This is a genomic window from Bradyrhizobium sp. SBR1B (assembly GCF_014198205.1).
Classification (GTDB): domain Bacteria; phylum Pseudomonadota; class Alphaproteobacteria; order Rhizobiales; family Xanthobacteraceae; genus Bradyrhizobium.
On the sequence record NZ_JACIHC010000004.1, the window covers coordinates 514,074 to 538,429 of the forward strand.

General features: G+C 64.0%; 21 protein-coding genes and 2 pseudogenes. 9 read left to right on the forward strand and 14 right to left on the reverse strand.

Translation table 11 applies throughout. The annotated features are described in order from the left end of the window. Nucleotides 1–180 precede the first annotated feature (180 nt). From GGD61_RS14205 to GGD61_RS14215, 3 genes and pseudogenes are all read right to left on the reverse strand, one after another. A complete protein-coding gene (locus GGD61_RS14205; RefSeq protein ID WP_177237197.1) occupies nt 181–606 on the reverse strand; it encodes a hypothetical protein in 426 nt (141 codons plus the stop codon). A 142-nt stretch (nt 607–748) separates the two neighbouring features. Next, nucleotides 749–967 (reverse strand): hypothetical protein, encoded by a 219-nt coding sequence (locus GGD61_RS14210; RefSeq protein ID WP_092258552.1) that lies wholly within the window; start codon nt 965–967, stop codon nt 749–751. Between the two features lie 226 nt (nt 968–1,193). Next, a pseudogene (locus tag GGD61_RS14215) lies at nt 1,194–2,701 on the reverse strand (caspase domain-containing protein). 207 nt (nt 2,702–2,908) lie between these two features. Between GGD61_RS14215 and GGD61_RS14220 the strand changes: the two are divergent. The 4 genes from GGD61_RS14220 to fabA all read left to right on the forward strand — a co-directional run bounded on the left by GGD61_RS14220 (nt 2,909) and on the right by fabA (nt 7,650). Further along, a complete protein-coding gene (locus GGD61_RS14220) occupies nt 2,909–3,871 on the forward strand; it encodes a helix-turn-helix domain-containing protein (protein ID WP_092258558.1) in 963 nt (320 codons plus the stop codon). A gap of 299 nt (nt 3,872–4,170) precedes the next feature. Further along, on the forward strand, nt 4,171–5,688 hold the full coding sequence (locus GGD61_RS14225; RefSeq protein WP_092258561.1) for a DEAD/DEAH box helicase: 1,518 nt from the start codon (nt 4,171–4,173) through the stop codon (nt 5,686–5,688). A 165-nt stretch (nt 5,689–5,853) separates the two neighbouring features. Further along, nucleotides 5,854–6,921, forward strand: coding sequence for a GGDEF domain-containing protein (locus tag GGD61_RS14230; RefSeq protein WP_092258564.1), 1,068 nt, complete (start codon nt 5,854–5,856; stop codon nt 6,919–6,921). Between the two features lie 198 nt (nt 6,922–7,119). Continuing rightward, complete coding sequence (fabA, locus tag GGD61_RS14235) at nt 7,120–7,650, forward strand: bifunctional 3-hydroxydecanoyl-ACP dehydratase/trans-2-decenoyl-ACP isomerase (protein ID WP_092258567.1); 531 nt, start codon at nt 7,120–7,122, stop codon at nt 7,648–7,650. Nucleotides 7,651–7,707: 57 nt separating this feature from the next. Here the strand turns inward: fabA and GGD61_RS14240 are convergent. The 8 genes and pseudogenes from GGD61_RS14240 to GGD61_RS14275 form a co-directional block, all read right to left on the reverse strand. Beyond that, nucleotides 7,708–8,147: pseudogene (locus GGD61_RS14240) on the reverse strand (TfoX/Sxy family protein). 211 nt (nt 8,148–8,358) lie between these two features. Continuing rightward, complete coding sequence (locus GGD61_RS14245; protein ID WP_018323036.1) at nt 8,359–8,757, reverse strand: iron-sulfur cluster assembly accessory protein; 399 nt, start codon at nt 8,755–8,757, stop codon at nt 8,359–8,361. 49 nt (nt 8,758–8,806) lie between these two features. Further along, nucleotides 8,807–9,178, reverse strand: a complete 372-nt coding sequence (locus GGD61_RS14250) for an SUF system Fe-S cluster assembly protein (RefSeq protein WP_018323035.1) — start codon at nt 9,176–9,178, stop codon at nt 8,807–8,809. Then, the gene (locus tag GGD61_RS14255; RefSeq protein WP_092258573.1) at nt 9,175–10,422 is read right to left on the reverse strand and encodes a cysteine desulfurase; all 1,248 of its coding nucleotides are present in this window, start codon (nt 10,420–10,422) and stop codon (nt 9,175–9,177) included. Before GGD61_RS14255 ends, GGD61_RS14250 begins: the two co-directional genes overlap by 4 nt. Next, nucleotides 10,419–11,723, reverse strand: a complete 1,305-nt coding sequence (gene sufD, locus GGD61_RS14260; protein ID WP_092258576.1) for a Fe-S cluster assembly protein SufD — start codon at nt 11,721–11,723, stop codon at nt 10,419–10,421. Before sufD ends, GGD61_RS14255 begins: the two co-directional genes overlap by 4 nt. Nucleotides 11,724–11,734: 11 nt before the next feature. Next, nucleotides 11,735–12,487, reverse strand: coding sequence for a Fe-S cluster assembly ATPase SufC (sufC, locus tag GGD61_RS14265; RefSeq protein WP_020508824.1), 753 nt, complete (start codon nt 12,485–12,487; stop codon nt 11,735–11,737). Between the two features lie 61 nt (nt 12,488–12,548). Next, nucleotides 12,549–14,045: a Fe-S cluster assembly protein SufB gene (gene sufB / locus GGD61_RS14270; protein ID WP_183230809.1), complete on the reverse strand. Its 1,497-nt coding sequence runs from the start codon at nt 14,043–14,045 to the stop codon at nt 12,549–12,551. A gap of 125 nt (nt 14,046–14,170) precedes the next feature. Next, the gene (locus GGD61_RS14275) at nt 14,171–15,310 is read right to left on the reverse strand and encodes a cysteine desulfurase family protein (protein ID WP_183230810.1); all 1,140 of its coding nucleotides are present in this window, start codon (nt 15,308–15,310) and stop codon (nt 14,171–14,173) included. Between the two features lie 351 nt (nt 15,311–15,661). Between GGD61_RS14275 and GGD61_RS14280 the strand changes: the two genes are divergently transcribed. Beyond that, entirely contained in the window at nt 15,662–16,309 is a 648-nt protein-coding gene (locus GGD61_RS14280; RefSeq protein ID WP_014495555.1) for an alpha/beta hydrolase, read from the forward strand. Nucleotides 16,310–16,419: 110 nt separating this feature from the next. Here the strand turns inward: GGD61_RS14280 and GGD61_RS14285 are convergent, their stop codons facing one another. The 3 genes from GGD61_RS14285 to GGD61_RS14295 form a co-directional block, all read right to left on the reverse strand. Next, nucleotides 16,420–16,743, reverse strand: coding sequence for a multidrug efflux SMR transporter (locus GGD61_RS14285; RefSeq protein WP_018323029.1), 324 nt, complete (start codon nt 16,741–16,743; stop codon nt 16,420–16,422). A 9-nt stretch (nt 16,744–16,752) separates the two neighbouring features. Beyond that, nucleotides 16,753–17,430, reverse strand: a complete 678-nt coding sequence (locus GGD61_RS14290) for a glutathione S-transferase family protein (protein ID WP_092262063.1) — start codon at nt 17,428–17,430, stop codon at nt 16,753–16,755. Between the two features lie 334 nt (nt 17,431–17,764). Then, entirely contained in the window at nt 17,765–18,868 is a 1,104-nt protein-coding gene (locus GGD61_RS14295; RefSeq protein ID WP_092262062.1) for an anhydro-N-acetylmuramic acid kinase, read from the reverse strand. 165 nt (nt 18,869–19,033) lie between these two features. On the opposite strand from GGD61_RS14295, the gene tyrS reads away from it, so the two are divergent. The 4 genes from tyrS (at nt 19,034) to GGD61_RS14315 (ending at nt 24,308) form a co-directional block, all read left to right on the forward strand. Beyond that, nucleotides 19,034–20,287, forward strand: coding sequence for a tyrosine--tRNA ligase (gene tyrS, locus GGD61_RS14300; RefSeq protein WP_092262061.1), 1,254 nt, complete (start codon nt 19,034–19,036; stop codon nt 20,285–20,287). A 57-nt stretch (nt 20,288–20,344) separates the two neighbouring features. Further along, nucleotides 20,345–21,592 (forward strand): MFS transporter, encoded by a 1,248-nt coding sequence (locus tag GGD61_RS14305; protein ID WP_018323025.1) that lies wholly within the window; start codon nt 20,345–20,347, stop codon nt 21,590–21,592. Nucleotides 21,593–21,812: 220 nt separating this feature from the next. Then, entirely contained in the window at nt 21,813–22,250 is a 438-nt protein-coding gene (locus tag GGD61_RS14310; protein ID WP_092262060.1) for a DoxX family protein, read from the forward strand. A 363-nt stretch (nt 22,251–22,613) separates the two neighbouring features. Further along, a complete protein-coding gene (locus tag GGD61_RS14315; protein ID WP_092262059.1) occupies nt 22,614–24,308 on the forward strand; it encodes a methyl-accepting chemotaxis protein in 1,695 nt (564 codons plus the stop codon). Nucleotides 24,309–24,356 lie beyond the last annotated feature (48 nt).

Genomic DNA, 24,356 nt, shown 5'->3' on the forward strand with positions numbered 1-24,356 from the left:
ATCGCGCTCGTCTACCTGCGCACGCGCCGAAGCCGCGATGCGGAAGAGAGCGAGCCGCGAGCATAGCGTTGCCTGCGGCGAAAACCGCCTGCGTCGGCCGTTCGCGTCGGGTCTGCCGGGCGCCCCGGGCCAACTACAAAGGCCCGCACTGTGCGGGCCCTTTCATGGACGGAAGCCAAACTATTTCTGATCCTCATTGCTGGTCCCGGTGCCGGGACTGCCGATCGGCAACCCGTTCGGTGCATGACCGACACCTGCGTTCCGTCCAGCTTGCGCGGCCGCTGGCGATGTGCCGTTTGCAGTCGGGGACTGAACGTTCGGATTGTTCAGGCCGGTGTTGGTGTTGACGTTGGCCCCGGTGGTGGTGCCATGAACCCCCATTCCCGAAGGAGCCGACGGCCCCGAATTGGCGCTGCTGGATGAGGTGCCCATTCCGGCACCTGAGCTGGCTGCAGATCCCGCGCCGCCGGTCCCTGTACCGGCCGCGGCACTGCCACCGCCAGCAGCACCACCGCCGCCTCCGCCAGCACCGCCGCCACCCTGAGCAAAAGCGGTCGTCGAAAGCGCAGCGCATGCGAAAGCTACGAGGATGGACTTGCGGATCATGAATCGTCTCCCTGGTTTGGTGGACAATCCATGTGACCAAGGAGTTGTTCCGTCGCCTGGGTGAACACGGGTCCGCCGTCCTTGGGGAACGCCCACAATCCCGCCGTGTATTGGTCCCCTTTGGGGGCCTAGACGTACCAAGTCACCGCCCAATCTCCTTGAGCAAGGCACGGCGTTTGTCGTGAAGTTCGCGGAGATATTGCTTATTCGAACGCTGCGTCTCCTGCCACTCGATGCGATCTTCGGCGGTCCAAAGGAAGGACTCGCGTTCGAAGCGAGCTATCTCGGCCTCATCGAATTCCTTATAAAGCTTGATATCACGCTCCACCTCTTCCAGTTGTTCCTGGATCGTTTTTGGCATCAGCCGTTCCCCCGGCCTAGCCTCCAGCCTGATCCAGTCTTCGGCTCAAATTACGGGGTTAGCAACAGAGGTTTGCTCGGTTCGGTGAGCTCACGCATTGATAAAGGCTATTGCGTAAGATTTTCTGTATTGTTGCCGGATCCGAGCCTCGCTGCGAGAAATCCGCTCCCTCGGGTCACCACCCTGCTTTGACGGCTGCGCTCTGGCCAGCGAACGCCGTCAATCACTACTGCCGGTTCGCGCTCCGAAAGCTCTTGATCTCCGAGACGCTGCCGTCGCGATAGGTCAGCTCCACCGAGACGGACTGCGTGGCGGGGGCAAGCTTCATGTAGAGCGGCATGCCGGCGGTGATCGCATTGGGGTCGCGCATGTCGCAAGCAGGCATCTTCAGCACCTGGTTGGGCACGGCAGTGTCGATGCCGATGCGCACCTCGCGGATGGCGCAGCGATAGGACACCAGGTGCGTGTAGTAGACCAGCAGCCCGTTGAACTCGCGGAACGACAGCCAGCTCGTCGACGTCATGTCGAGGATCTTGCGCTGGTCGCGGATCAGCGCGGCCTCGGGATCGAACCGGATGGGAACGGCCCCTGCATGTCGCCGGATTGATCGACATAGCGGACCTCGATGGTGCCGGCCGCAGCGTCCGGCGGCAATTCGATCGACGGGTTAGGCATCCGCTTGCGCGTGCGCGGATCAAGCGTGTCGATGAAGCCGGTCTCGCGGAAATCGCCCTTGCCGGCCATGCGCCAGGAAATGCCGAGCGTCGGGTCGGCGAACGAGAACACCACGCTCCAGCCGCCATTGTGCCGCGAGAAGCTCGCGATCGGCGCGTTGAGGGTCTCCTCCTTCGGCAGTTGCGGCACTGACACCGGCGGCAGCGCCGCGAGCTTCTGCGGCGGCGGATCAGCTGGCCGCGCGACGGCGTCCTTCGCCATGCCGCTGAGGAAGACGTCGTCGACCATCTGGTCGAAATAGACCGGCACCTGCCTGTGCTTGACGGTATCGGCCATCTCGCTGACGGCACGGCGGGTGCGCTGCGCCACCTGCACGAGGTTCTCGCCGGGCTGCAGCAGCTCCTTGGCGAAGGTGCGCGTGAACACCGAATTGGGATTGGCGTCGTCGTTGGAGAGGCGGTCGAGCGCGGTCTGGCGGGGACCGGCCGAAAACACCGAGAATACGCCTTCAGGCAGCTGCACCATCGGAGCAAGCCCGCCGCCACCGGCCACCGCGCGGGTACCCTTGCGCTCGAACGGGTTGTTGCGGCAGGCATCGAACACCAGGATCGAGGTCCGCGCCTTCTTGTTCTGGAGGCGCTCGACGATTCGGTCGGCCAGGATCGAGGCGTCACGCACCAGCTCTTCCTGCCCTTCGGTCGCTGCCGGCACGTCCGTCGGCAGCAGGTAGTTCTGGCCCGCGATCTCGAAGCCGTGGCCGGCGTAGAAGAAGAACGCGGTATCACCCGGCTCGATCGCCTTGTCGAAGGCGAGCAGGGTCTCGGAGAATTGCTGCCGGCTCTGGTTCTCTGCGACCATCACCGAGAAGCCGAGCTGCTTCAGCGTATCGCCCATGGTGCGGGCGTCGTTGACCGCCTTGAGCAGCTTCGGCACGTTCCTGTAGTCGTTATTACCAATGACGAGCGCGACACGCTTCTCGGCATAGGCGGGAGCTACGAAGCCGCTCAGGCTCGCCGCCAGGCCAAGGGCCGCCAGAATTCTGAAAAGCCGACGCGTCATCGCAAAATTCCCGTTGCAGAACGGCGCCACGCCGCTTCCCTCGAACAGCAGTTCATTGGACCCCCTGCCGCTGTGTGATAGTCGGCCCAGACGTAACGAGGGTTCAAGGGCCCGGGCCCCGGTTCCACGATCTGCCTATGGCAGATTGCGCTGGAATCTGCTTTTTCTTTGGCATCAGGCAAACGCACTCGAAGCGAGGGGGCTGCCGTGTATCGCTGGTGTACCGACGAAGTCGAGCCGCAGGATCGCTTCGATTATTGGCGCGAGGTGCGCTCCAAGGGATTGTTCGGCGTCACCGCCGAACTCGAGCGCGAACGGCGCGCGGACTTTTTCGGCGAATTCTCGCTGCGCCAGCTTGGCGGCGCCGGCCTCGTCGAGCTGAAGGCCTCGCAATATACGGTCGAGCGCAGCAGCTCCGACATCGCCTACGCACCCGGCGACAGCATCTGCGTCTACCAGCAGCTCGGCAGCGGCGGCTGGTTCGGCGGCATGCGCGGAAACGACTTCGCGATCGCCCCGGGCAGTTTCGCCACCAGCCATACCGACCTGCCCTACCGCACGGCGCCGCTGGGCGCCGGGGGCTTCCATTTGCGGATCCTGAAGATTCCGGTCAGCGGCATCCCGGCGCAGGACAAACGCATGCGCGAGCTTGCGCCCCGGACGTTCAGCGATCCCACCCTGGCGCCCCTGCTCGGGGCCTGCTTTGCCGAGCTCGGCGACGCCTCTACGGATCAGGGCGCCAGCGATGCGACCTCCCTCGTCCAGGCTCTGGCCCATCTGGCGCTGATCGAGCGCGGCATCGTCAGGCCCGGCAGCCGGCGCGGACAGGCCGCGCTGCGAACCGCCCGCCTCTCGCGGGCCCGACGCCTGATCGCGGGCCAACTGCAAAACCCGGATCTGGCGCCGACGATGGTGGCCGACGAGCTCGGCGTGTCGGTGCGCCACCTGCACATCCTGTTCGAGACCGCGGCGAAGAGCTTCTCGCAGACCGTGACGGACGAACGCCTGAAACAGAGCCGCCGCCTGATGCGCGAGGCACCGGAGCGGCTGATCGCCGACATCGCGACCTCTTGCGGCTTCGAGAGCCTGGCGACCTACTACCGGGTCTTCAATGCCGCCTATGGCATGGCCCCGGGTGACTTCCGGGCGCAGGGCTCGGATAGGGGTTAGCCGTCGTTTTGGCGGCTCCGGCCGGAGCGCGGGGCTGGGCGGAAAAACCCCAGTTGCACCCGCTATTTGGTAAAAACCTCAGGTTTTTTAGGACCTTCCCGCGCCCGCTCCATTGACTTTGGCCGATTCCCGCCTATGTTCCGGGGCGACGCGGCTCAGATCGAAGACCGATTCCTGAGCCTGGCGCTTTGTTCGCGTGAGTCAGCACCCCCAGCTTCTTTGAGAGCGCGCCGTTTCGGGGTGGAACGCGACAGCCTTATTACCCTCGATTCCGAACGGCGGTTTCGACCAGAGGCTCAATGTCCTTTTCAGATCTCGGACTGTCCGAAAAAGTCCTCGCCGCAGTGGCGGCCACCGGTTACACCACCCCCACCCCCATTCAGGAACAGGCGATCCCCCACGTCCTCGCACGCAAGGACGTGCTCGGCATCGCCCAGACCGGCACTGGCAAGACCGCGGCCTTCGTGCTGCCGATGCTCACCATCCTCGAAAAGGGCCGGGCCCGGGCGCGGATGCCGCGCACGCTGATCCTCGAGCCGACCCGCGAGCTCGCGGCCCAGGTCAAGGAAAACTTCGACCGCTACGGCGCCGGCCAGAAACTCAACGTCGCGCTACTGATCGGCGGCGTTTCCTTCGGTGACCAGGATGCCAAGCTGACGCGCGGCGTCGACGTGCTGATCGCCACCCCCGGCCGCCTGCTCGACCATACCGAGCGCGGCGGCTTGCTCCTCACCGGGGTCGAGCTGCTCGTCATCGACGAAGCCGATCGCATGCTGGACATGGGCTTCATCCCCGACATCGAACGCGTCTGCAAGCTCGTCCCGTTCACGCGACAGACCCTGTTCTTCACCGCGACCATGCCGCCGGAAATCCGGCGCATCACCGAAGCCTTCCTGCACAATCCGCAGAAGGTCGAAGTGTCCAAGCCTGCCACCACTGCTGTGACCGTCACGCAGTCGCAGGTGCCCGCGGGGCGCGAAGCGCATGAGAAGCGCGAGCTGCTTCGCCGCCTGCTGCGCGAGGCCAAGGACCTCAAGAACGCGATCATCTTCTGCAATCGCAAGCGCGAAGTCGCCATCGTTCACAAATCGCTCCAGAAGCATGGTTTCAGCGTCGGCGCACTGCACGGCGACATGGACCAGCCGGCCCGCATGGCGGCGCTCGAACAGTTCCGCAAAGGTGAGCTCCCCCTCCTCGTCGCCTCGGACGTCGCCGCTCGCGGCCTCGACATTCCCGAGGTCAGCCACGTCTTCAATTTCGACGTCCCCCACCATCCCGATGACTACGTCCATCGCGTCGGCCGCACCGGCCGCGCTGGTCGCACCGGCACCGCGATCTCGATCGTGACGCCGCTCGACCAGAAGTCGATGGTGGCCATCGAGAAGCTGATCGGCCAGAGCATTCCGCGCGCCGAAGGCGACTTTGAAATCCACGCCGAAGCCTCCGATGGGGCCGAGCGTCCGCGCGAGTCGCGTGGCCGCGAACGTTCACGTGGCGGACGCGGCAAGCCGCAGCGCGGCCGTGATCGGGAGCGCAGCCACGAGCCGCGCGAGGCCCGTGGCGAAACGCGACATGCTTCCGAAGCAAAGAGTTCTTCGGAGGCAAGACAGCCCGCTGAAGCAAGGCATCGTTCCGACGACAAGCGCAGGGCCGAGCCGCGTCACGACGCGCGACAGCAGTCCAATAATTCGCATGTGCCGTCGATCGGCCGTCCCGAGCCCCGCCGCCAGCGCGAGGCCGACAGCGAGCCGGGCGATCACTCGCATCTGCCCGCGTTTCTGCTGCGGCCGGTTCGCTCCTCCCCCGCCGGGGCCTGAGGCGCGAGGCGCCCCAGGTTTCGGTTGAGCAAAGCCGCCCCACAATTTTTTAGATGCATTCGTGAACGTATATTTACGGGGTGTTCACGATCGTCCGTTAGCCTACGAACATAATTTAAGCATTGCTGCGGTCGACGGCGCACCGACCGCTGTGGGGTATGTTCCGTGGTCAAGGTTCTCGACGAACACGAACGCACAATGGCGTTCGCCGAGGTAGCGCTCGGGCAGATCCGATCGCTGCGGCAGACGGCAATTCCCCGCAACTATGAGATTTGGTACGTCTACGCCACCGGCTACAACGCGCCTCTCAACAAGATCGTCAACGAGACGCTGGCGCGCAGCGGCAAGCTGACTGAAGCCGATCTCGAGCAGATCTACGAGACCTATCTCTCCCACATCAAGACCACCGACCGCATCGACAAGGTCGGCGCGCGCGTCATCGGCGAGATCGACGACGTGATGAAGGTCTTGAGCGATGCACTCGGCATGACCGGCTCCTACGATGCCAGCCTGTCGGGAGCCACCGAGAAACTGGCGTCGGCCAAGAACCGCGAGCAGATCAAGGCGATCGTCGAGACGCTGCTGCGTTCGACCAGCGAGATGCGCGAGACCAACAAGACGCTGGAAGACCGGCTGACGCTGTCGAAGAACGAGATCAGCAATCTCCAGCAGAGCCTGGAGGCGATCCGCGCCGAGAGCCTGACCGATCCGCTCACGGGCCTTGGCAACCGCAAATATTTCGACCGCATGATCGACATGGCGGTGCAGAGCGCCCTCGCCTCGGGCGAGCCGCTGTCACTGCTGCTGTTCGACATCGATCATTTCAAGTCGTTCAACGATTCCTACGGCCATCTCACCGGCGACCAGGTGCTGCGGCTCGTCGGCCTGTCGCTGAAGCAGACCATCAAGGGCCAGGACATCACCGCGCGCTATGGCGGCGAGGAATTCGCGGTCGTGCTGCCCAACACCGCTCTGCGTCAGGCCCTCACGGTGGCCGACCATATCCGCCGCGCTGTGATGGCGAAGGAATTGAAGAAGAAGTCCACCGGCGAGATCCTCGGCCGCGTCACCATCTCCGTCGGCGTCTCCATGCTCAAGCCGGGCGACGACACCGACGCGCTGATCGAGCGTGCGGATGCCTGCCTCTACGCCGCCAAGCGCAACGGCCGCAACCGCGTGATCTGTGAAGCCGATCCGGAATACGCGGTCGAAACCCACAGCCGGGTGGCGTAAATTTTCAAAGAGCTGCCGTAGGGTGGGCAAAGGCGCCTGAGCGCCGTCCCCACGATCTCGGCATGATTATTTCGAACCGTGGGCACGCTTCGCTTTGCCCACCCTACAGCATCGCCGCTTGACATTATTCCGTGGCGAACAAAATCTGACACGACAACATTGGCCGTCTGCACCCGAGCCCGCAAAGGACTTGTCGTCGTGCCCAATCCCCATGATTTTCACACGCCGCAATCGTCCTACACCAGGGATGAGCTGCTGAGATCGAGCGACGGCGGCTATTTCGGGCCCGGCAATGCGCAATTGCCCGCGCCGCCGATGCTGATGATGGACCGCATCACGGAAATCAGCCTGGACGGCGGCGAATTCGGCAAGGGCCATATCGTCGGCGAGCTGGATATCGTGCCGGACCACTGGTTCTTCGATGCCCATTATTGCGGTGACGCGATGATGCCACCGACGCTCGCACTGGACGCCATGTGGCAGATGGTAGGCTATTGGCTCGGCTGGTCAGGCTCACCGGGCAAGGGCCGCGCCATCGGCGTCGGCGAAGTCGAGTGCACGGGCGCCGTCACGCCGGAGACGCGATGCGTGCGTTACGAGGTCGCCATGAGGATGGTCAGGCGCGGCAAGCTGGTGCTCGGGATAGCCGACGGCCGCGTGCTCGCCGACGGCATCTGCATGTTTACGGCGAAGGACATGAGGGTCGGCCTGACCAAGGCCGCAGACTGAGCTCTCGTAGGGGTGGGCAAAGGCGCGCACAGCGCCGCGCCCACGATCTGCGCATGATTATTTCGAACGGTGGGCACGCTTCGCTTTGCCCACCCTACGGACCGTCTTCTTGACTGGCTTCTTCGCCAACCGCTTCTGGCAACGGACTTCTTCGACGCAACCTTCTTCGGCCGCGTCTTCACCTTGGCGCGCTGGGCGGCGGCGAGTGCCGCCCTCGCCCATTGCGCGAGCTCGGCGGAATCGTCGAACAGGCGCGCCGGCAGCTCCCAATAGGAGTTGACCACCACGGTCTTGGCGCGGGTCGAATATTGAAATGGTTTTGAGCCTTCGGCTTCAAAGTCCGGGATCGTCACCTCGTCTGCGCGCAAGAACAGGCCGGCACGCAGTGACAGCGCGAAGTTGATGCCGTCGGCGGAGATGCCGTAGCCGGAGAACATTTTTCGGATGGTGACGGGGCCGAAATCGGCGAACAGGTCGATCAGGAATTCGCGGTCCATGGCCCAACTAACTCCCTAGTGTCGTCCCTGCGAACGCAGGGACCCCAGCGCGAGCGCTTCGCGCTCGTCGCGATAACCACAGGGAGGAGTTTAGCGAAGACTGTTAGTCGTGCCAGCTCCGGTACTGGCACCTTCCGCTCAAGATAGATCCACGCGGTATGGGTCCCCGCGTCCGCGGGGACGACAGCGGAGTGCTTAGCGTCAGCCGGGCCTACCCGTCGATCTTGGCCGGCCGCAGCTCGACCGACTCGCCGCAGCCGCAGGCGGAGATCTGGTTCGGATTGTTGAAGACGAACTGGGCCTGCATCTTGTCGGCCTTGTAGTCCATCTCGGTGCCGAGCAGGAACAGCACGGCCTTGGGATCGACCAGGATCTTGACGCCCTTGTCCTCGACGACCTCGTCGGTCGGGCGGACGTCGTGGGCGTATTCGACCGTGTATGACTGGCCGGCGCAGCCGCCGTTCTTCACGCCGACGCGCAAGCCGACGATCTCGGAATCGGCGCGCTGGGTCAGCTCGGTGATGCGCTGGGCAGCAGCGTCCGTCAGCCGCATCACCTGCGGGCGCGGCCGCCGCGGCTTCGGAGTGGATGCTGGTGTCGCCTGGGTCATCTTATCTATCTGGTCCGTTGCGGAGCAAATTCAATGCTGAGGTTACGCGTCACCACATGTTGAGCACGAGGCGCGCCTCGTCGCTCATGCGTTCCGGCGACCACGGCGGCTCCCAGACGACCTTGACGTCGACCACGCCGACGCCGGGGACGCTGGCAACCGCGTTCTCGACCATGGTCGGCAGCTCGCCGGCGGCCGGGCAGTTCGGCGTCGTCAGCGTCATCTGGACGTCGACGGAGCGGTCGTCCTTGATCTCGACCTTGTAGATCAGGCCGAGCTCGTAGATGTCGGCCGGGATTTCCGGGTCGAACACGGTCTTCAGCCCGGCGATGATCTCCGTGGTCAGCCGCTCGGTTTCCTCCGGCGGCAGCGCCGAATGGGTCTCCATCGGACTAGCTTTGATTTCGGCCGTGTCACTCATGCGAACAAATCCCGCGCCTTCAAAAGCGCCTGTGCCAGATGATCGACTTCTTCCCGCGTATTATACATGCCGAACGAGGCCCGGCAGGTGGCCGTTACGTTGAACCGCTCTAAAAGCGGCATCACGCAATGGGTGCCGGCGCGCACCGCGATGCCCTGGCGGTCGATCACGGTGGCGACGTCGTGGGCGTGCGCGCCCTTCAGCTCGAACGAGATCACCGGGCCCTTGCCCCGTGCCGTGCCGATCAGCCGCAGCGAATTGATCTCGCGGAGCCGATCCTGGGCATAGGTGGTGAGATCGTGCTCGTGCGCAGCGATGCGCTCCTTGCCGATCGAATTGACGTAGTCGATGGCCGCGCCAAGGCCGACGGCCTCGACAATCGCCGGCGTGCCCGCCTCGAATTTGTGCGGAGGATCGCCATAGGTGACGACATCGCGCGAGACCTCGCGGATCATCTCGCCGCCGCCGTTGAAGGGACGCATCGCGACGAGGTGATCGTACTTGGCCCAGAGGATACCGATTCCGGTCGGCCCATACACCTTGTGACCGGTGAAGACGTAGAAATCGCAGCCGATGTCCTGGACGTCGACGGGCAGATGCACCGCGCCCTGGCTGCCGTCGACCAGCACTGGAATGCCGCGCGCGTGGGCGATCTTCACGACTTCCTTGACGGGCACGATGGTGCCGAGCGCGTTCGACATCTGCGTGATCGCGACCAGCTTGGTCCTGGCCGTCAGCAGCTTCTCGAACTCGTCGATGAGGAAATTGCCCTCGTCGTCGACCGGCGCCCACTTGATCACAGCGCCCTGGCGTTCCCTCAGGAAGTGCCACGGCACGATGTTGGAATGGTGCTCCATGATCGAGAGGACGATCTCGTCGCCCTCTTTGATGTTCGGCCCGCCCCAGGACGAGGCAACCAGATTGATCGCCTCGGTCGCGTTGCGGGTGAAGATCACTTCTTCCGTACGGGGCGCGTTGATGAACTGCGCCACCTTGGTGCGGCCGCCCTCATAGGCTTCGGTCGCGGCATTGGCGAGGTAATGCAGGCCGCGATGCACGTTGGCGTATTCGCTCGTATAGGCCTGCGTCATGCGGTCGAGCACGGCGCTCGGCTTCTGCGCCGAAGCGGCGTTGTCGAGATAGACCAGCTTCTTGCCGTAGACCTGCATCGCGAGCGCCGGAAAATCCTGGCGCACGCGCGCGACGTCGTAGGCACCGTTCTTGACTGCCGGATGCGTGCTCATGACCGCCGCTCCAGCCAGCGCTCGGCAATGCCGATCACGTGCTCGCGCAAACCGTCATCGGCGATCTGCTCGATCGCCTCGCCGACGAAAGCCTGGATCAGCAGCGCCTGGGCCTGCTTCTCCGGCAGGCCGCGCGCCTTCAGGTAGAACAACAGGCTGTCGTCGAGCGCACCGGCGGTCGCGCCGTGGCCGCAGGAGACGTCGTCGGCGAAGATCTCGAGCTCGGGCTTGTTGTCGGCCTCGGCTTCATCCGAAAGCAGCAACGCGCGGGTCATCATCTTGCCGTCGGTCTTCTGCGCATCGGGACGGACGATGATGCGGCCCTGGAACACCGAATGGGCGCGATCGTCGATCACCGCACGGAAAACTTCGCGGCTGACGCAGTTCGGCACGGCATGGTCGACCACCAGCGTGGTGTCGCCATGCTCGGTCTTCTGCAACAGGTTGACGCCGTTGGCGGAGAGCTCGCTGCCCTCGCCCGCCAGCGTGATGAAGCCCTGGAGGCGGCTGACAGCAGCCCCGGTCGTCATGTTGAAGAAATTGAACTTCACATTGGCGCCGACGGTGACGAAGTGCGACGAGACGTTCAAGGCGTCGGGTGCATCGTCCATCAGGCGAATGTGTGCAACGTCGGCGTCATCGCCGACAGAAACGATCACGGCGTCATTGACCTGGTAGGCCGCAGCGCCTGCCGCAACGAAGCTCTCGACGATGGTGGCGCGCGCGCCCTTGCCGATCGTGACCTGCGAGCGGGTGAAGGCCGACGCCGATGTGGCGGTGGCGATGTGGATGATCTGGATCGGTGCGGACAGCTGTGCGCCATCGGCGATATCGAGCACGACGCCGTCGGTCGCCATCGCCGCGTTGAGCGAGATCACGGCATCGGTGGACGCGGTCTTCAACAGACCGGCATCCTTCTCCAACGTCTCCCGTAGCGTCTTGAAGCCGACCTCGGCGACAAATGCCTTCACGTCGGAAAGATCGGCTGCGAACACGCCGTCGACCAGCACCAGCTTGCGTGCGCCTGCGATCGCATGCGTCTTCACCGTGTCCGCGGCGAGCTTCAGCGCGGCCGCATCGGGCGCGGCTGCCAGCGGCAGCACCTCGCCGACCAGCGCGCGCAGGTCGGTGTATTTCCATTCCTCGATCCGGCGGTGCGGAAGGGCGAGACGCTCATAGGTCTCGAACGCCTCGCGGCGCACAGCGGTGACCGCGGACGAACCCGGCAGCCGGCCCTCGGCGCTGGTGAAGAGATCGCTCACCGCGCGGCCCTTTCCGGTCTTTGCCACAGCAACGTTCATCGCAAAATTCCTTACGCGGCATCCTCGAACTGGGCGTAGCCGGATGCTTCCAGCTCCAGCGCCAATTCCTTACCGCCGCTCTTCACGACACGGCCCTTCGACATCACGTGCACGACGTCGGGCACGATGTAGTTCAGCAGCCGCTGATAGTGGGTGATGACGACCATCGCACGCCCCGGCGAACGCAGCGCGTTGACGCCGTCGGCCGCGATGCGCAGCGCATCGATGTCGAGGCCGGAATCCATCTCGTCGAGGATGCACAGGCTCGGCTCGAACAGCGCCATCTGCAGCACCTCGTTGCGCTTCTTCTCACCGCCGGAGAAGCCGACATTGACGCCGCGCTTGAGCATGTCCTGCGGGATGTTCAACGACTTCGAGACCTCGCGGACCTTCTTCAGGAAGTCCGGCGTCGAATATTCATCCTCGCCGCGCGCCTTGCGCTGCGCATTCAGCGCGGTGCGCAGGAAGTTCATGGTGGCGACGCCGGGAATCTCGACCGGATACTGGAACGCCAGGAACACGCCCTTGGCGGCGCGCTCGTCCGGCGACATCTCGAGCAGATCCTCACCCTTGAACAGGATCTGGCCGTCGGTGACCTCGTAGCCGGGCTTGCCGGCGATGACGTGGGAGAGCGTCGATTTGCCGGAGCCGTTGGGCCCCATGATCGCATGGACCTCGCCTTCGTTCACGGTCAGCGTCAGCCCGTGGAGGATCTCACGCTCCTCGACACGAACCTTGAGGTCTTTCACTTCAAGCAAAGCCATTTTGGTGTCCAGTCTATTCAAATGATGCATGGAGCGCCTAAGCGCACCGCGAGGGTCGGTATTAACCGACCGACCCTTCAAGCGAGATCGAGATCAGCTTCTGCGCTTCCACCGCGAATTCCATCGGCAGTTGCTGCAGCACGTCCTTGACGAAGCCGTTGACGACGAGGCCGACCGCCTCCTCCTGCGAGAGACCGCGCTGGATGCAGTAGAACAGCACGTCCTCGGAGATCTTCGAGGTCGTCGCTTCGTGCTCGAACGTCGCCGAGGAGTTCTTGGCCTCGATGTACGGAACGGTGTGCGCGCCGCATTTATCGCCGATCAGCAGCGAGTCGCAGGCGGTGAAGTTGCGCGCGCCGGTCGCTTTCCGGTGCGCGGTGACGAGGCCGCGATAGGTGTTCTGCGACTTGCCGGCCGCGATGCCCTTGGAGATGATGCGGCTCGACGTGTTCTTGCCGAGATGAATCATCTTGGTTCCCGAATCGACCTGCTGGAAGCCGTTCGAGATCGCGATCGAGTAGAACTCACCGCTCGAATTGTCACCGCGGAGAATGCAGCTCGGATACTTCCAGGTGATCGCCGAACCCGTTTCTACCTGGGTCCAGGAGATCTTCGAACGGTTGCCGCGGCAGTCGCCACGCTTGGTGACGAAATTGTAGATGCCGCCCTTGCCTTCCGAATTGCCGGGGTACCAGTTCTGCACCGTCGAATATTTGATCTCGGCATCGTCATGCGCGACGAGCTCGACCACGGCGGCGTGCAGCTGGTTCTCGTCGCGCTGCGGCGCGGTGCAGCCCTCGAGATAGGAGACGTAGGCGCCCTTGTCGGCGATGATCAGCGTGCGCTCGAACTGGCCGGTATTGCGCTCGTTGATGCGGAAATAGGTCGACAGCTCCATCGGGCAGCGCACGCCCGGCGGCACGTAGACGAACGAGCCGTCGGAGAACACCGCCGAGTTCAGTGTCGCGTAGAAATTGTCCGAGGTCGGAACTACCGATCCCAGATATTTCTGCACCAATTCAGGGTGCTCGCGGATCGCTTCCGAGATCGGCATAAAGATCACGCCGGCCTTCTTCAGCTCCGCCTTGAACGTGGTCGCAACCGAAACCGAATCGAAGACCGCATCGACCGCGATCTTGCGGCGCGCCGGATCTTCCTCACCGGGCTTGGGCTCGACACCTTCGAGCATGGCGACTTCCCGCAAGGGAATGCCGAGCTTCTCGTAGGTCTTCAGGATCTCCGGATCGATCTCGTCCAGCGAGGTGACCGTCTTCTTCGGCTTCGGCGCCGCGTAGTAATAGAGGTCCTGGAAGTCGATCTTGGGATAGTCGACGCGCGCCCAGGTCGGCTCGGTCATGGTCAGCCAGCGCCGATAGGCCTCGAGCCGCCACTGGAGCATCCAGTCGGGTTCGTTCTTCTTCTGCGAGATGAATTTTACGATCTCTTCCGAAAGCCCCTTGGGGGCCTTCTCGGAGTCGATCAGGGTCTCAAACCCATAACGATACTGGTCGACGTCGATGCGCTTCACGCGCTCGACCGTCTCTTGTACGGCTGGCATTCCATCCTCCGCTCGCGGTTTCAAGGACCGCGGTGGATCAAACTCGAACGATTATTACGGTGTCTATTACGATGTTTTTTGGCGGAAAGCACGCGCTTAGAACCGTTCAAGCCGTGTTTCATCGCTTAGCTCTTAAGTAGGGTATTACCGAGCTTTCGCCAAGCCTCTAACGCCCTATCGATGTCTTCGAGTTCCGTGGACCAGCCCAGACTGAGGCGCACCGCTCCCTGGGCCACGGCGGGATCGTACCCCATCGCCGACAGCACGTGGGACGGCTGGACCTTACCCGAGGAACAGGCCGAACCTGAGGAGACTGCGATGCCTTCGAGGTCGAAGCCGATCACGGCGGTTTCAGCCTTGAGGCCGGGCGCGGTGAAAAGGACGGTATTTGGCAACCGCGTCACCTCGTTCGAGAAGATCGTTGCGCCGTCGATTGCTCGGATGCCGTTTTCCAAGCGAATTCTGAGGGTTGCCATCTGTTCCGCATCTTCGGAAAGAGTTTGAAGCGCGGCCTTCACCGCTGCGCCAAAGCCGGCGATTCCCGCAACATTCTCGGTTCCCGCGCGTCGGTTCAGCTCTTGGCCGCCTCCCCGCAACAACGGCTCCAGTCCCGTCAGTCCCTCCGCCACGACCAGAGCGCCGACGCCCTTGGGGCCGCCGACCTTATGCGCAGAAAAAGTCGCAAGATCCGCGCCGATAGCGTTGATTTCAAATGGAATTTTTCCAAGCGCCTGGATTGCATCGACGTGCAGGAGGCCGCCGGCCTCGTGGACGATCCGGGCGATCTCGGCGACCGGCTGGAGCGCGCCGGTTTCGTTGTTCGCGGCCATGACGGAAACCAGTGCCGGAGCGCCGTCACCGAGCAGACTCGTGAGATGGTCGAGGTCAACCACACCGGAACGCGTCACCGGGATCGGGCTGACCCTCTCCGCCGGGAACCGGCCACCGGCCAGCACCGAAGCGTGCTCCACGGCCGAGACCAGCAGCCGCTCGACCGGGCCGCCGGATGACCGCCGCAGGCCAGGCGACAGCGCCAGCGCGTTGGCTTCCGTGCCTGCGGAGGTGAAGACGACGTTCCGCGGCAGCGCCCCTACCGCCACCGCGAGCGCGGCGCGGGCCTCCTCGACCAGCCGTCGCGCCTCCCGCCCCTCGGCATGGACTGAGGACGGGTTGCCGACCAGGTCCCAGGCGGCGAGCATCGCGCGTCGCGCTTCGGCGCGTAGCGGTGTGGTCGCATTCCAGTCGAGATAAACGCGGTTCCGCATCTAGTATTATATTACCTTGCTTGGGAAACTTGGCCCGTGGGGGCCCCTCAAGCTCGACATGGCGCCCCGACATGCGCTTGGCAACGGGCGATTCCAGATCCGCGACAGCCGATGACGCGACCATGACACGCTAACGCCTTGAGCCCATTGGGTGATGTTCAAGATGCTTGCTTTTTGACCCTCTGCCTATGTTAGAACCCGCACCGTCAAGTCACCGCACGCCTTCAGCGCATCACCGCAAGGCGCGCCTTCTCACCCTTCATTCGCGCTTCCGTCGGCACCTGCCGATGAGGCCACAATCGGTTGATTGCCGAGGATCGTCTCTCCAGCAAGTCAATCAAGAGATCATCGATGCCTGAAGTTATTTTCACTGGCCCTGCCGGCCGTCTCGAAGGCCGCTATCACCCGGCCAAGCAGAAGAACGCGCCGATCGCGATGATCCTGCATCCGCATCCGCAGTTTCACGGCACGATGAATCATCAGATCGTGTACCAGTGCTATTATGCGTTCGCGCATCGTGGCTTCTCGGTGCTGCGCTTCAATTTCCGCGGCGTCGGCCGCAGCCAGGGCTCGTTCGACCACGGCACCGGCGAATTGTCGGACGCCGCCGCAGCCCTCGACTGGGCGCAGACCATCAATCCCGAAGCGCGCGCTTGCTGGGTCGCCGGCTTCTCCTTCGGCGCCTGGATCGGCATGCAGCTTCTGATGCGCCGCCCCGAGGTCGAGGGCTTCATCTCGATCGCGCCGCCGGCCAACCTCTACGACTTCTCGTTCCTTGCGCCCTGCCCGTCGTCGGGCCTGATCGTGCATGGCGAGAAGGACGCGGTGGTGCCGCCGAAGGACGTCAACACGCTGGTCGAGAAGCTGAAGACGCAGAAGGGCATCGTGATCGACCAGCAGGTCATCCCCGGCGCCAACCATTTCTTCGACGCCAAGCTCGAGCCGCTGATGGAAACCATCACCGCCTATCTCGACATGCGGCTCGCGAACGTGCGCTGAGACCTTGTAGCCCGGATGGAGCGAAGCGAAATCCGGGAAAATCCATCCGCGGATACACGGCCCCGGATTGCGCTCCGCTCCATCCGGGCTACGAAGCCAAGGCTCGCAGCTCAAGCCAGCTTGAGCGCGGCGATCCCCGTCAAGACGAGCGCGATGCCGGCAAGCTTCATCGCGCTCAAGGTCTCGCCGAACAGCACCACGCCCATGACGAAGGTTCCGGCAGCCCCAATGCCGGTCCACACCGAATAGGCAACGCCAACCTCGAGCACCTTCAAGGCGCGCCCGAGCAGGAAGACGAAGGCCGCGAGCAACACCAGCGAAGCGATGCTCCAGCCCACCCGCGTGTAGCCTTCCGCGTACTTCATCGAGATCGCCCAGCCGACATCGAGCGCGCCGGCGATCACCAGCATCAGCCAGGCCATGGATTGTGACATCGGCTCGCCTCAGGCGGCGAGCTTGAGCAGATGGGCGTCGTGCCGCACCAGGAAAGCCCGCAGCAATTGCGGATAGTCGGCGCCGACCGCGGTGCGTACGCTCGGACGCTTCGCCAGCTCCGCACGCCACGCCCGCACCTTCGGAAGATCGCTGAAGATGCCGAGCTCGGTCAGTTCGTCGAACACATCGAAATAGCGGAAGACGGGTGCGAACACCGCATCGACCAGGCTGAACGCATCGCCTGCGAAATACGGGCCCGCGCCAAGCGCTGCCTCGACGCGCGCGAATTTCGCAGCGAGCGCCTGGCGCTTGGTTTCGAAGGTCGCCGGATCCGTCGTCGTCTCCAGTCCCCAGAGGTCGCCGAGGATCGCCGAGCCGAACTCCATCCAGGCGCGATGCTCGGCACGCTTCAGCGCATCCGCCGGATGCAGCTCGAGGCCTGTTTGCGTCTCCTCGATGTATTCACAGATCACGTTGCTCTCGAACAGCGCGACCTCGCCCTTGTCGGTCGTCACAACCAGCACCGGCACCTTGCCGAGCGGCGAGAGCTTTAAGAACCAGTCCGGCTTGTTGGCGAGATCGATATCGACCCGCTCGAACGGAACGCCCTTCTCCGTCAGCGCGATCACGGCGCGCTGCACGTAGGGACAAAGCTTGTGGCTGATCAGTTTCAGTGAAGCGGTCATGGCGCGATCCCGGCGGTTCGATGCAACTGCATCCAATATAAATGCACTTGCATGCACACGTCAAGATCAATGCAACTGCATTGAACTGGCGTTACGGCCGAACCGGGAGTAGGTTGATCGCCATTCCGATCGCGATAAAGGCGACGCAGGCCGCGGCCAGCAGGATACGGAGACGAAACAGCCTTGGGGCCCTGCGGTGCAGCCAGCTAGACGGCAGTGATTGAACCGATAAGCCGCGGCGTACTGGATTCCCCGCCTTCGCGGGGAATGACTGCGTCCCTTGGAATTGCTTCCGCTGTCGCTCGCGATGACGGCGCGCGAACAACGGCCGCGCTCAGGGCCGCGCGATCACCCCGCCCGTCATCGGCATCGGCACGCCCGTGGTGGTCGGATAGGACAATGGCAGGCCCTTCAGCCCGCGCGCCGCGAGGAAGCCGAAGGCCTGGGCTTCGATGGCGTCGGAGGCCCAGCCGAGCGTCTCGGCGGCCTCGACTGTCGCCGATCCCACCCGCTCCCGCAGCATGCGGAGCATGGTGAGGTTGCGGGCGCCGCCGCCGCAGACGATCCAGCTGCGCGGCCGACGCGGGAGCAACGGGATGATGCGGGTGATCGCCGTCGCGGTGAAGGCGGTCAGGGTCGCCGCACCGTCGGCCGGCGCCACGTCGCCGAGCCTCAAGGCGGCAAAATCGTTGCGATCGAGCGATTTCGGCGGAGGCAGCGCAAAGAACGGCAGCTCCAGCGCGCGAGCGATCCAGGCCTCATCGACCTTCCCGAGGGCTGCGAACTTTCCTTCCGCATCGAACGCCTGGTTCATGGTGCGGTACATGAAATCGTCCAGCAGCGCGTTGCCGGGGCCGGTGTCGCAGGCGATCAGCGTATCGTTGCCGTCGATATAGGTGATGTTGGAGACGCCGCCGATATTGACCACGACGATCGGCCCCTCGCGATCCAGCGAGTTGGCGAGCGCGCGGTGGTAGACTGGTACGAAGGGCGCTCCCTGCCCGCCGGCCTCGACGTCGGCGGCGCGGAAATCATGCATCACTGGGATATGGATCGCCTTCGCCAGCGCCGCGGCGTCACCGATCTGCACCGTCAGGCGCCGCTCGGGGCGGTGCAGCACGGTCTGGCCGTGGAAGCCGACGATGTCGACATCCTCGGGCTTCATGCGGTTCTGGGCGAAGAAGTTGGCAACCGCCTCGGCGTGGGCCCGTGTTACCGCGCGCTCGGCCTCGGCCAGGATGCCTGGCCGGGCGTCACGTTGCGCCAGGTGCACAGCCTCGGAGAGGGCCTGACGCAGCAGATTGCGCTCCGCAGGGCTATAGGCCCGGTAGCCGGACGGCCCAAATGCCTTCACCTGTTTTCCATCGGTTTCGATCAGCGCGACATCCACCCCGTCCAGCGAGGTGCCGCTCATCAAACCGAGTGCCGTCAACATCATGGATCAGCGTCCTCAAGAGACCCCCTCCGGCATGCCGATCTTGTGCCAGAGGGACACATCTTATAATGCCACAGCGCCAAGTGGCGGGCAGCAATCGGGTTCCCACGGAAGACCCTTAAATTGCTCCCGAAACAGTAAACCAAGAATTGTTGGGCATGCCGACAGATGACTGCATTTAAATCGGATTTCCTCAATATCCTGCAGGAACGTGGTTTCATCCACCAATGCTCCGATTTCGAGGGGCTGGACGCGCTCGCCGCCAAGGGCGAGGCGACCGCCTATGTCGGCTACGATTGCACCGCCCGCTCGCTGCATATCGGCAATTATCTGACCATGATGATGCTGCACTGGTTGCAGCAGTCCGGCAACAAGCCGATCACGCTGATGGGCGGCGGCACCACCATGGTGGGCGATCCCTCCGGCAAGGACGAGACGCGCGCGATGCGCACCATTGCCGAGATCGAGGCCAACAAGGAATCGATCCGCGGCGTGTTCGCGAAAGTGCTGCGCTACGGCAGCGGCGCAAGCGACGCCGTCATGCTCGACAATGCGGAGTGGCTGACCAAGCTGAACTGGATCGAGATGCTGCGCGACGTCGGCCGGCACTTCTCGGTCAACCGCATGCTGACGATGGACTCCGTCCGGCTGCGCCTCGAGCGCGAGCAGGAGATGAGCTTCATCGAGTTCAACTACATGGTCTGCCAGGCCTACGACTTCGTCGAGCTTGCCAAGCGCACCGGCTGCAAATTGCAGATGGGCGGCTCGGACCAGTGGGGCAACATCATCATGGGCGTCGATCTCGGCCGCCGCATGGGCACGCACCAGCTGTTCGCGCTGACGACGCCGCTGCTGACGACCGCATCGGGCGCCAAGATGGGCAAGACCGCGCAAGGCGCAGTCTGGCTCAACGCCGACGCGTTCTCGCCCTATGATTTCTGGCAGTACTGGCGCAACACCGAGGATGCCGACGTCGGCAAATTCCTGAAGCTGTTCACGACGCTGCCGATGGCTGAGATCAGGAAGCTCGAAGCGCTCGGCGGCTCGGAGATCAACGAGGCCAAGAAGGTGCTCGCCACTGAAGCGACCGCGCTGCTGCACGGCCGCGAGGCCGCGAACGAGGCGGCGGAGACCGCGCGCCGCACCTTCGAGGAAGGCGCGCTGGCCGAAACCCTGCCGACGGTGGAAATTCCGCGGGGCGAGATCGACGCCGGATTCGGCGTGCTCAACGCCTTCGTCAAGGCGGGCCTCGTTGCTTCCAACGGCGAAGCCCGGCGCCAGATCAAGGGCGGCGGCCTTCGCGTCAACGACGAGCCGGTCACTGACGAAAAGATGGCACTGTCGACAGACAATCTGACGCCCGAGGGCGTGATCAAGCTCTCCTTCGGCAAGAAGAAGCACGTCCTGCTTAAGCCTGCATAGGCGTATGAGCTTTTCGCTGCTTGTCAGGGCGCACGGATGCGCGCTCCCTGACAGGCAATGGATCAGAACACGCCCAGGGAGAACGTCGCGAGCGATCAGCGGGACGCTGTTCGCACCGCGCTCGTCGTGCTCGCGCTGTGCTTCACGCTGGCCGTGCTCGGCCGCGGGCTCGGCGACAGCTTTACGGTGTTCCTGAAACCGATTTCGGAAAGTTTTGGCTGGGACCGCGCGCAGATCGTCTCGGTCTATTCACTGACCTGGCTCGCGAGCGGTCTCACTGCGCCCTTCGTCGGACGCCTGTTCGACCATTCCGGACCACGCATCGTCTATGCGCTCGGGCTGTTGCTGCTGGGCGCGGCGTTCCTGGTCGCAGCCCACGCGCAACATCTCTGGCAGTTCCAACTCTCGATCGGCCTCTGCGTCGGCATCGGCGTTGCCTTCATCGGCATCGTGCCGAACTCGATCCTGCTCGGCCGCTGGTTCGGACCCCGCCTGCCGACTGCAATGTCGGTGGTGTATTCGGCGATGGGCGGCGGCGTGCTGGCGCTGCTGCCGGCCTCGCAGCTCCTGATCGATCACGTCGGCTGGCGCGACACCTACCAGCTGTTCGGCTTTACGGCACTCGGCCTGTTGCTCCCGCTGATGCTGCTGCCGTGGCGGCTGTTCGCTGCGGGCTCGCCGCATGTCGTGAAGAGGACCGATCCTGATTTCGTCGACAATGGCTGGACCCTCCTTCGTGCCATGCGCCATCACGCCTTCTGGGCGCTGTTCTGGACCTTCTTCTTCACTGCCGTCGGCATGTACTCAATTGCCGCGCAGATCGTGGCCTATCTGATCGACGCCGGCTTTCCGCCGCTGCAGGCTGCGACCGCCTGGGGTTTCTCCGGCGTCGTGCTTGTGTTCGGCATGCTCGGCGTGTCCGCGCTCGACGGCCTGATCGGGCGCCGGCCGTCGGTGCTGCTGAGCTACGCGATCTCGATCCTCGGCATCGTCCTGCTGTGGCTGTTGCAGTATTCTCCGAACATCCTGCTGCTCACCGGTTTCGTCGTCTGCTTCGGCAGCATGATGGGCTCGCGCGGCCCGCTGATCAGCGCCACGGCGATGAGGATTTTCCAGGGCAAGCGGGTCGGCACCATCTACGGCACCATCTCGATCGGCAGTGGACTCGGCTCGGCGTTCGGCTCCTGGAGCGGCGGCCTGATCCATGACGCGACCCACGGGTATAACGCGCTGCTTGCTTTCGCACTTGCGAGCGTGGTGCTCGGGATGATCCCGTTCCTGATCGTGCCCGCCTTGCGGCGGTAAGTTTCCTGGAGGTAACTTGCGCGCATCCGCGTCACCGGCAAATTACGGATGGGTGCGACGGGGAACACGCGCAAAAAGTGCGGTCGTACCGGGCTGAAATCCTGGCCTGCGGTGTTTTGTCCGACATGACGAAAATGTCAGGACGAATCGAGTGTGCACGGCTTGCAGGGCGAAACCGAATGCGGTCCAAGTCGCAGCATTGGATGGAGGGCACAAACCAATGAACTTTCCGTATCTCACTCGCTTTCAACCGGTTCTCTTGAGCCTGTTCCGCTTCGTCACCGGATTGCTGCTGTTCCAGTACGGCATCGCAAAGATCTTCAAGTTTCCGGTGCTCCCCTACTTCGCCAACATCCCGCCGCTGATCTGGACGGCCGGTGCGCTCGAGCTCGTGCTCGGCGCGCTTCTGATGCTCGGCTTGTTCACCCGCCTCACCGCTTTCATTCTCTCGGGCGAAATGGCCTTCGCTTACTTCATGGGCCACATGCTCAAAGGCGAAGCGCCTGTGTTCCTGCCGCTGCTCAATGGCGGCACCGCAGCAATCCTGTTCTGCTTCGCCTGCCTCTACCTCGCGGCCGCCGGCGGCGGTTCGGTCAGCGTCGATGCGCTGCTGGGCAAGGAGAGCGACGCGGCGGGCGACGCCTACGCACGGCGCTGAGGCGCTCGCTAGTTAACCTGAAAGCAAGTCGGCACCGGCGGATCTGCCGGTGCCGACTCAGCGCGCGCCCAGCACGTTCCAGATCAGAACCAGGGCAGCCAAGAGCAGCACGGCCATGACGATGCGGTGAACGAATCGGTTCATTGCCGCTCCGGCCCGGCTCGGTCACCACCAAATTCCGACATCATCTGTCTCGACGACCTGACGCGCCACGCACTGGCACAGCGCGATTCCGCCTGCATGCTTGCGCATCCGGCTGCGGACGCTGCGCGCGCGGCAGCACGTCGCACGCGTCCATTCATGATTGGTAAGAACTTCATGCTACCGACGCGAGCAATAACAACCATTTCTTTCGAGGCCGCGATGAAGCTGATGAGTCATCTCAAGATCCGGACCAAGCTCGCCAGCATGGTCTGTCTTTCAGCTCTCACAGTCACGGCCATCATCGGCGTATCGTCCGTCCTCAGCAAGAGTCGCATGATGGAGGATCGCGTCCAGCAGATGCGGACTGCGGTAGAGCTGCTCTACAACTACGCGCAATCGCTTCAGGAAGAGGTTGCCGCCGGCAAGCTGACGCCGGCCGACGCCAAGGCCCAGTTCCACCAGCGTGGCCGCCGCATGAACTTCAACGGCAACCAGGGCTACCCCGTTGTCTACAACCCCGACACCTCCATCCTGGTGAACGGCGCCAACCAGCAGCTGGAAGGCAAGATCACTGGGGCCAAGGACTCTAACGGCGTCTTGATCGCCGACGCCATCATCAAGGCCGGCGGCGAGACCGCACAGGGCGGAGTGACCTCCTATCTCTACCCCCGCCCCGGCCAGACCGAGCCCGTGCGCAAGACCGTCTTCGCGCGCAAATTCGCGCCCTGGAACGCGACCATCAGCTACGGTCTCTATGTCGACGACATCGACGCCGACGTGCGCGCCCTGACGCTGGAGCTTGCCGCGATCGGCATCGGCCTGATGATGCTGATGGCGACGCTGTCCTGGCTGATCGCCCGCGACGTGCTCGGCGCACTCGACCGCCAGAAGAACCGCATGCAGGAGATTTCGGAGGGCGCCATCGACAAGCCGGTCGAGGAGACCGACCGCGGCGACGAGATCGGCCGCATGGCCGAGACGCTTGAAGTCCTGCGTCAGACCGCGCTGACGGCGCGTAACCTGGAAGCCGAGCAGGTCGCCACCAAGACCCGCAGCGAGCAGGAGAAGCGCGACGCCCTGATCGCCCTCGCCGATCGCTTCGATGCCTCCGTCGGTCAGCTCGTCGGCCTGATGGCCTCCGGCTCCGGCGAGCTCGAGACCACCGCCAAGTCGATGTCATCCACGGCCGAAGGCACCAACCGCCGCGCCGCCGTGGTCGGCACGGCCGCCACCGAGGCGAGCCAGCGCGTCCAGACCGTCGCGGCTGCCGCCGAGGAGCTCTCCTCCTCCATCACCGAGATCAGCCGCCAGGTCGCTCAGTCCGCAGAAGTCACGGGCCGCGCGGTCGACAGCGCGCGCCGCACCGACACCATCGTGCGTGCGCTCTCGGACGGCGCCCAGCAGATCGAGCACGTCGCCGAGCTGATCTCCAGCATTGCCGCGCAGACCAACCTGCTCGCACTCAACGCCACCATCGAGGCCGCGCGCGCCGGTGAAGCCGGCCGCGGCTTTGCCGTCGTCGCTTCCGAGGTGAAGTCGCTGGCGAGCCAGACTGCCGAAGCCACCCGCGAGATCGGCGACAAGATCGCGCAGATTCAGGGCGCGACCAAGGAGGCCGTGGACGCCATCGGCGGCATCACCGCCACCATCGAGGAGGTCAGCCGCATCGCCACCTCGATCGGGGCTGCCATCGAGGAGCAAGGCGCCGCCACCGCCGAGATCGCCCGCAGCGTCTCGCAGACCGCGGAAGCCACCAAGGAAGTCACCACCAATATCGGCGGCGTCTCGACCGCCGCGAACGAGACCGGCAACGCCGCCGGCATGGTGCTCGCCGCCGCCTCGAACCTGTCCAAGCAGGCCGAGCAGCTCTCCGGCGAAGTCGGGACATTCCTCGCCGGCGTGCGCGCCGCCTAACGCGTCACTCCAGAATCAAGACATTTGGCGCGAGAGCGTCGCCACATT

Bases quoted from the DNA above. Each gene is read 5' to 3' on its own strand.
- GGD61_RS14205 (WP_177237197.1), bottom strand. From the start codon at position 606: ATGATCCGCAAGTCCATCCTCGTAGCTTTCGCATGCGCTGCGCTTTCG.
- GGD61_RS14210 (WP_092258552.1), bottom strand. From the start codon at position 967: ATGCCAAAAACGATCCAGGAACAACTGGAAGAGGTGGAGCGTGATATC.
- GGD61_RS14225 (WP_092258561.1), top strand. From the start codon at position 4,171: ATGTCCTTTTCAGATCTCGGACTGTCCGAAAAAGTCCTCGCCGCAGTG.
- GGD61_RS14245 (WP_018323036.1), bottom strand. From the start codon at position 8,757: ATGACCCAGGCGACACCAGCATCCACTCCGAAGCCGCGGCGGCCGCGC.
- GGD61_RS14250 (WP_018323035.1), bottom strand. From the start codon at position 9,178: ATGAGTGACACGGCCGAAATCAAAGCTAGTCCGATGGAGACCCATTCG.
- GGD61_RS14255 (WP_092258573.1), bottom strand. From the start codon at position 10,422: ATGAGCACGCATCCGGCAGTCAAGAACGGTGCCTACGACGTCGCGCGC.
- sufD (WP_092258576.1), bottom strand. From the start codon at position 11,723: ATGAACGTTGCTGTGGCAAAGACCGGAAAGGGCCGCGCGGTGAGCGAT.
- sufC (WP_020508824.1), bottom strand. From the start codon at position 12,487: ATGGCTTTGCTTGAAGTGAAAGACCTCAAGGTTCGTGTCGAGGAGCGT.
- sufB (WP_183230809.1), bottom strand. From the start codon at position 14,045: ATGCCAGCCGTACAAGAGACGGTCGAGCGCGTGAAGCGCATCGACGTC.
- GGD61_RS14275 (WP_183230810.1), bottom strand. From the start codon at position 15,310: ATGCGGAACCGCGTTTATCTCGACTGGAATGCGACCACACCGCTACGC.
- GGD61_RS14280 (WP_014495555.1), top strand. From the start codon at position 15,662: ATGCCTGAAGTTATTTTCACTGGCCCTGCCGGCCGTCTCGAAGGCCGC.
- GGD61_RS14285 (WP_018323029.1), bottom strand. From the start codon at position 16,743: ATGTCACAATCCATGGCCTGGCTGATGCTGGTGATCGCCGGCGCGCTC.
- GGD61_RS14290 (WP_092262063.1), bottom strand. From the start codon at position 17,430: ATGACCGCTTCACTGAAACTGATCAGCCACAAGCTTTGTCCCTACGTG.
- GGD61_RS14295 (WP_092262062.1), bottom strand. From the start codon at position 18,868: ATGATGTTGACGGCACTCGGTTTGATGAGCGGCACCTCGCTGGACGGG.
- tyrS (WP_092262061.1), top strand. From the start codon at position 19,034: ATGACTGCATTTAAATCGGATTTCCTCAATATCCTGCAGGAACGTGGT.
- GGD61_RS14305 (WP_018323025.1), top strand. From the start codon at position 20,345: ATGGATCAGAACACGCCCAGGGAGAACGTCGCGAGCGATCAGCGGGAC.
- GGD61_RS14310 (WP_092262060.1), top strand. From the start codon at position 21,813: ATGAACTTTCCGTATCTCACTCGCTTTCAACCGGTTCTCTTGAGCCTG.
- GGD61_RS14315 (WP_092262059.1), top strand. From the start codon at position 22,614: ATGAAGCTGATGAGTCATCTCAAGATCCGGACCAAGCTCGCCAGCATG.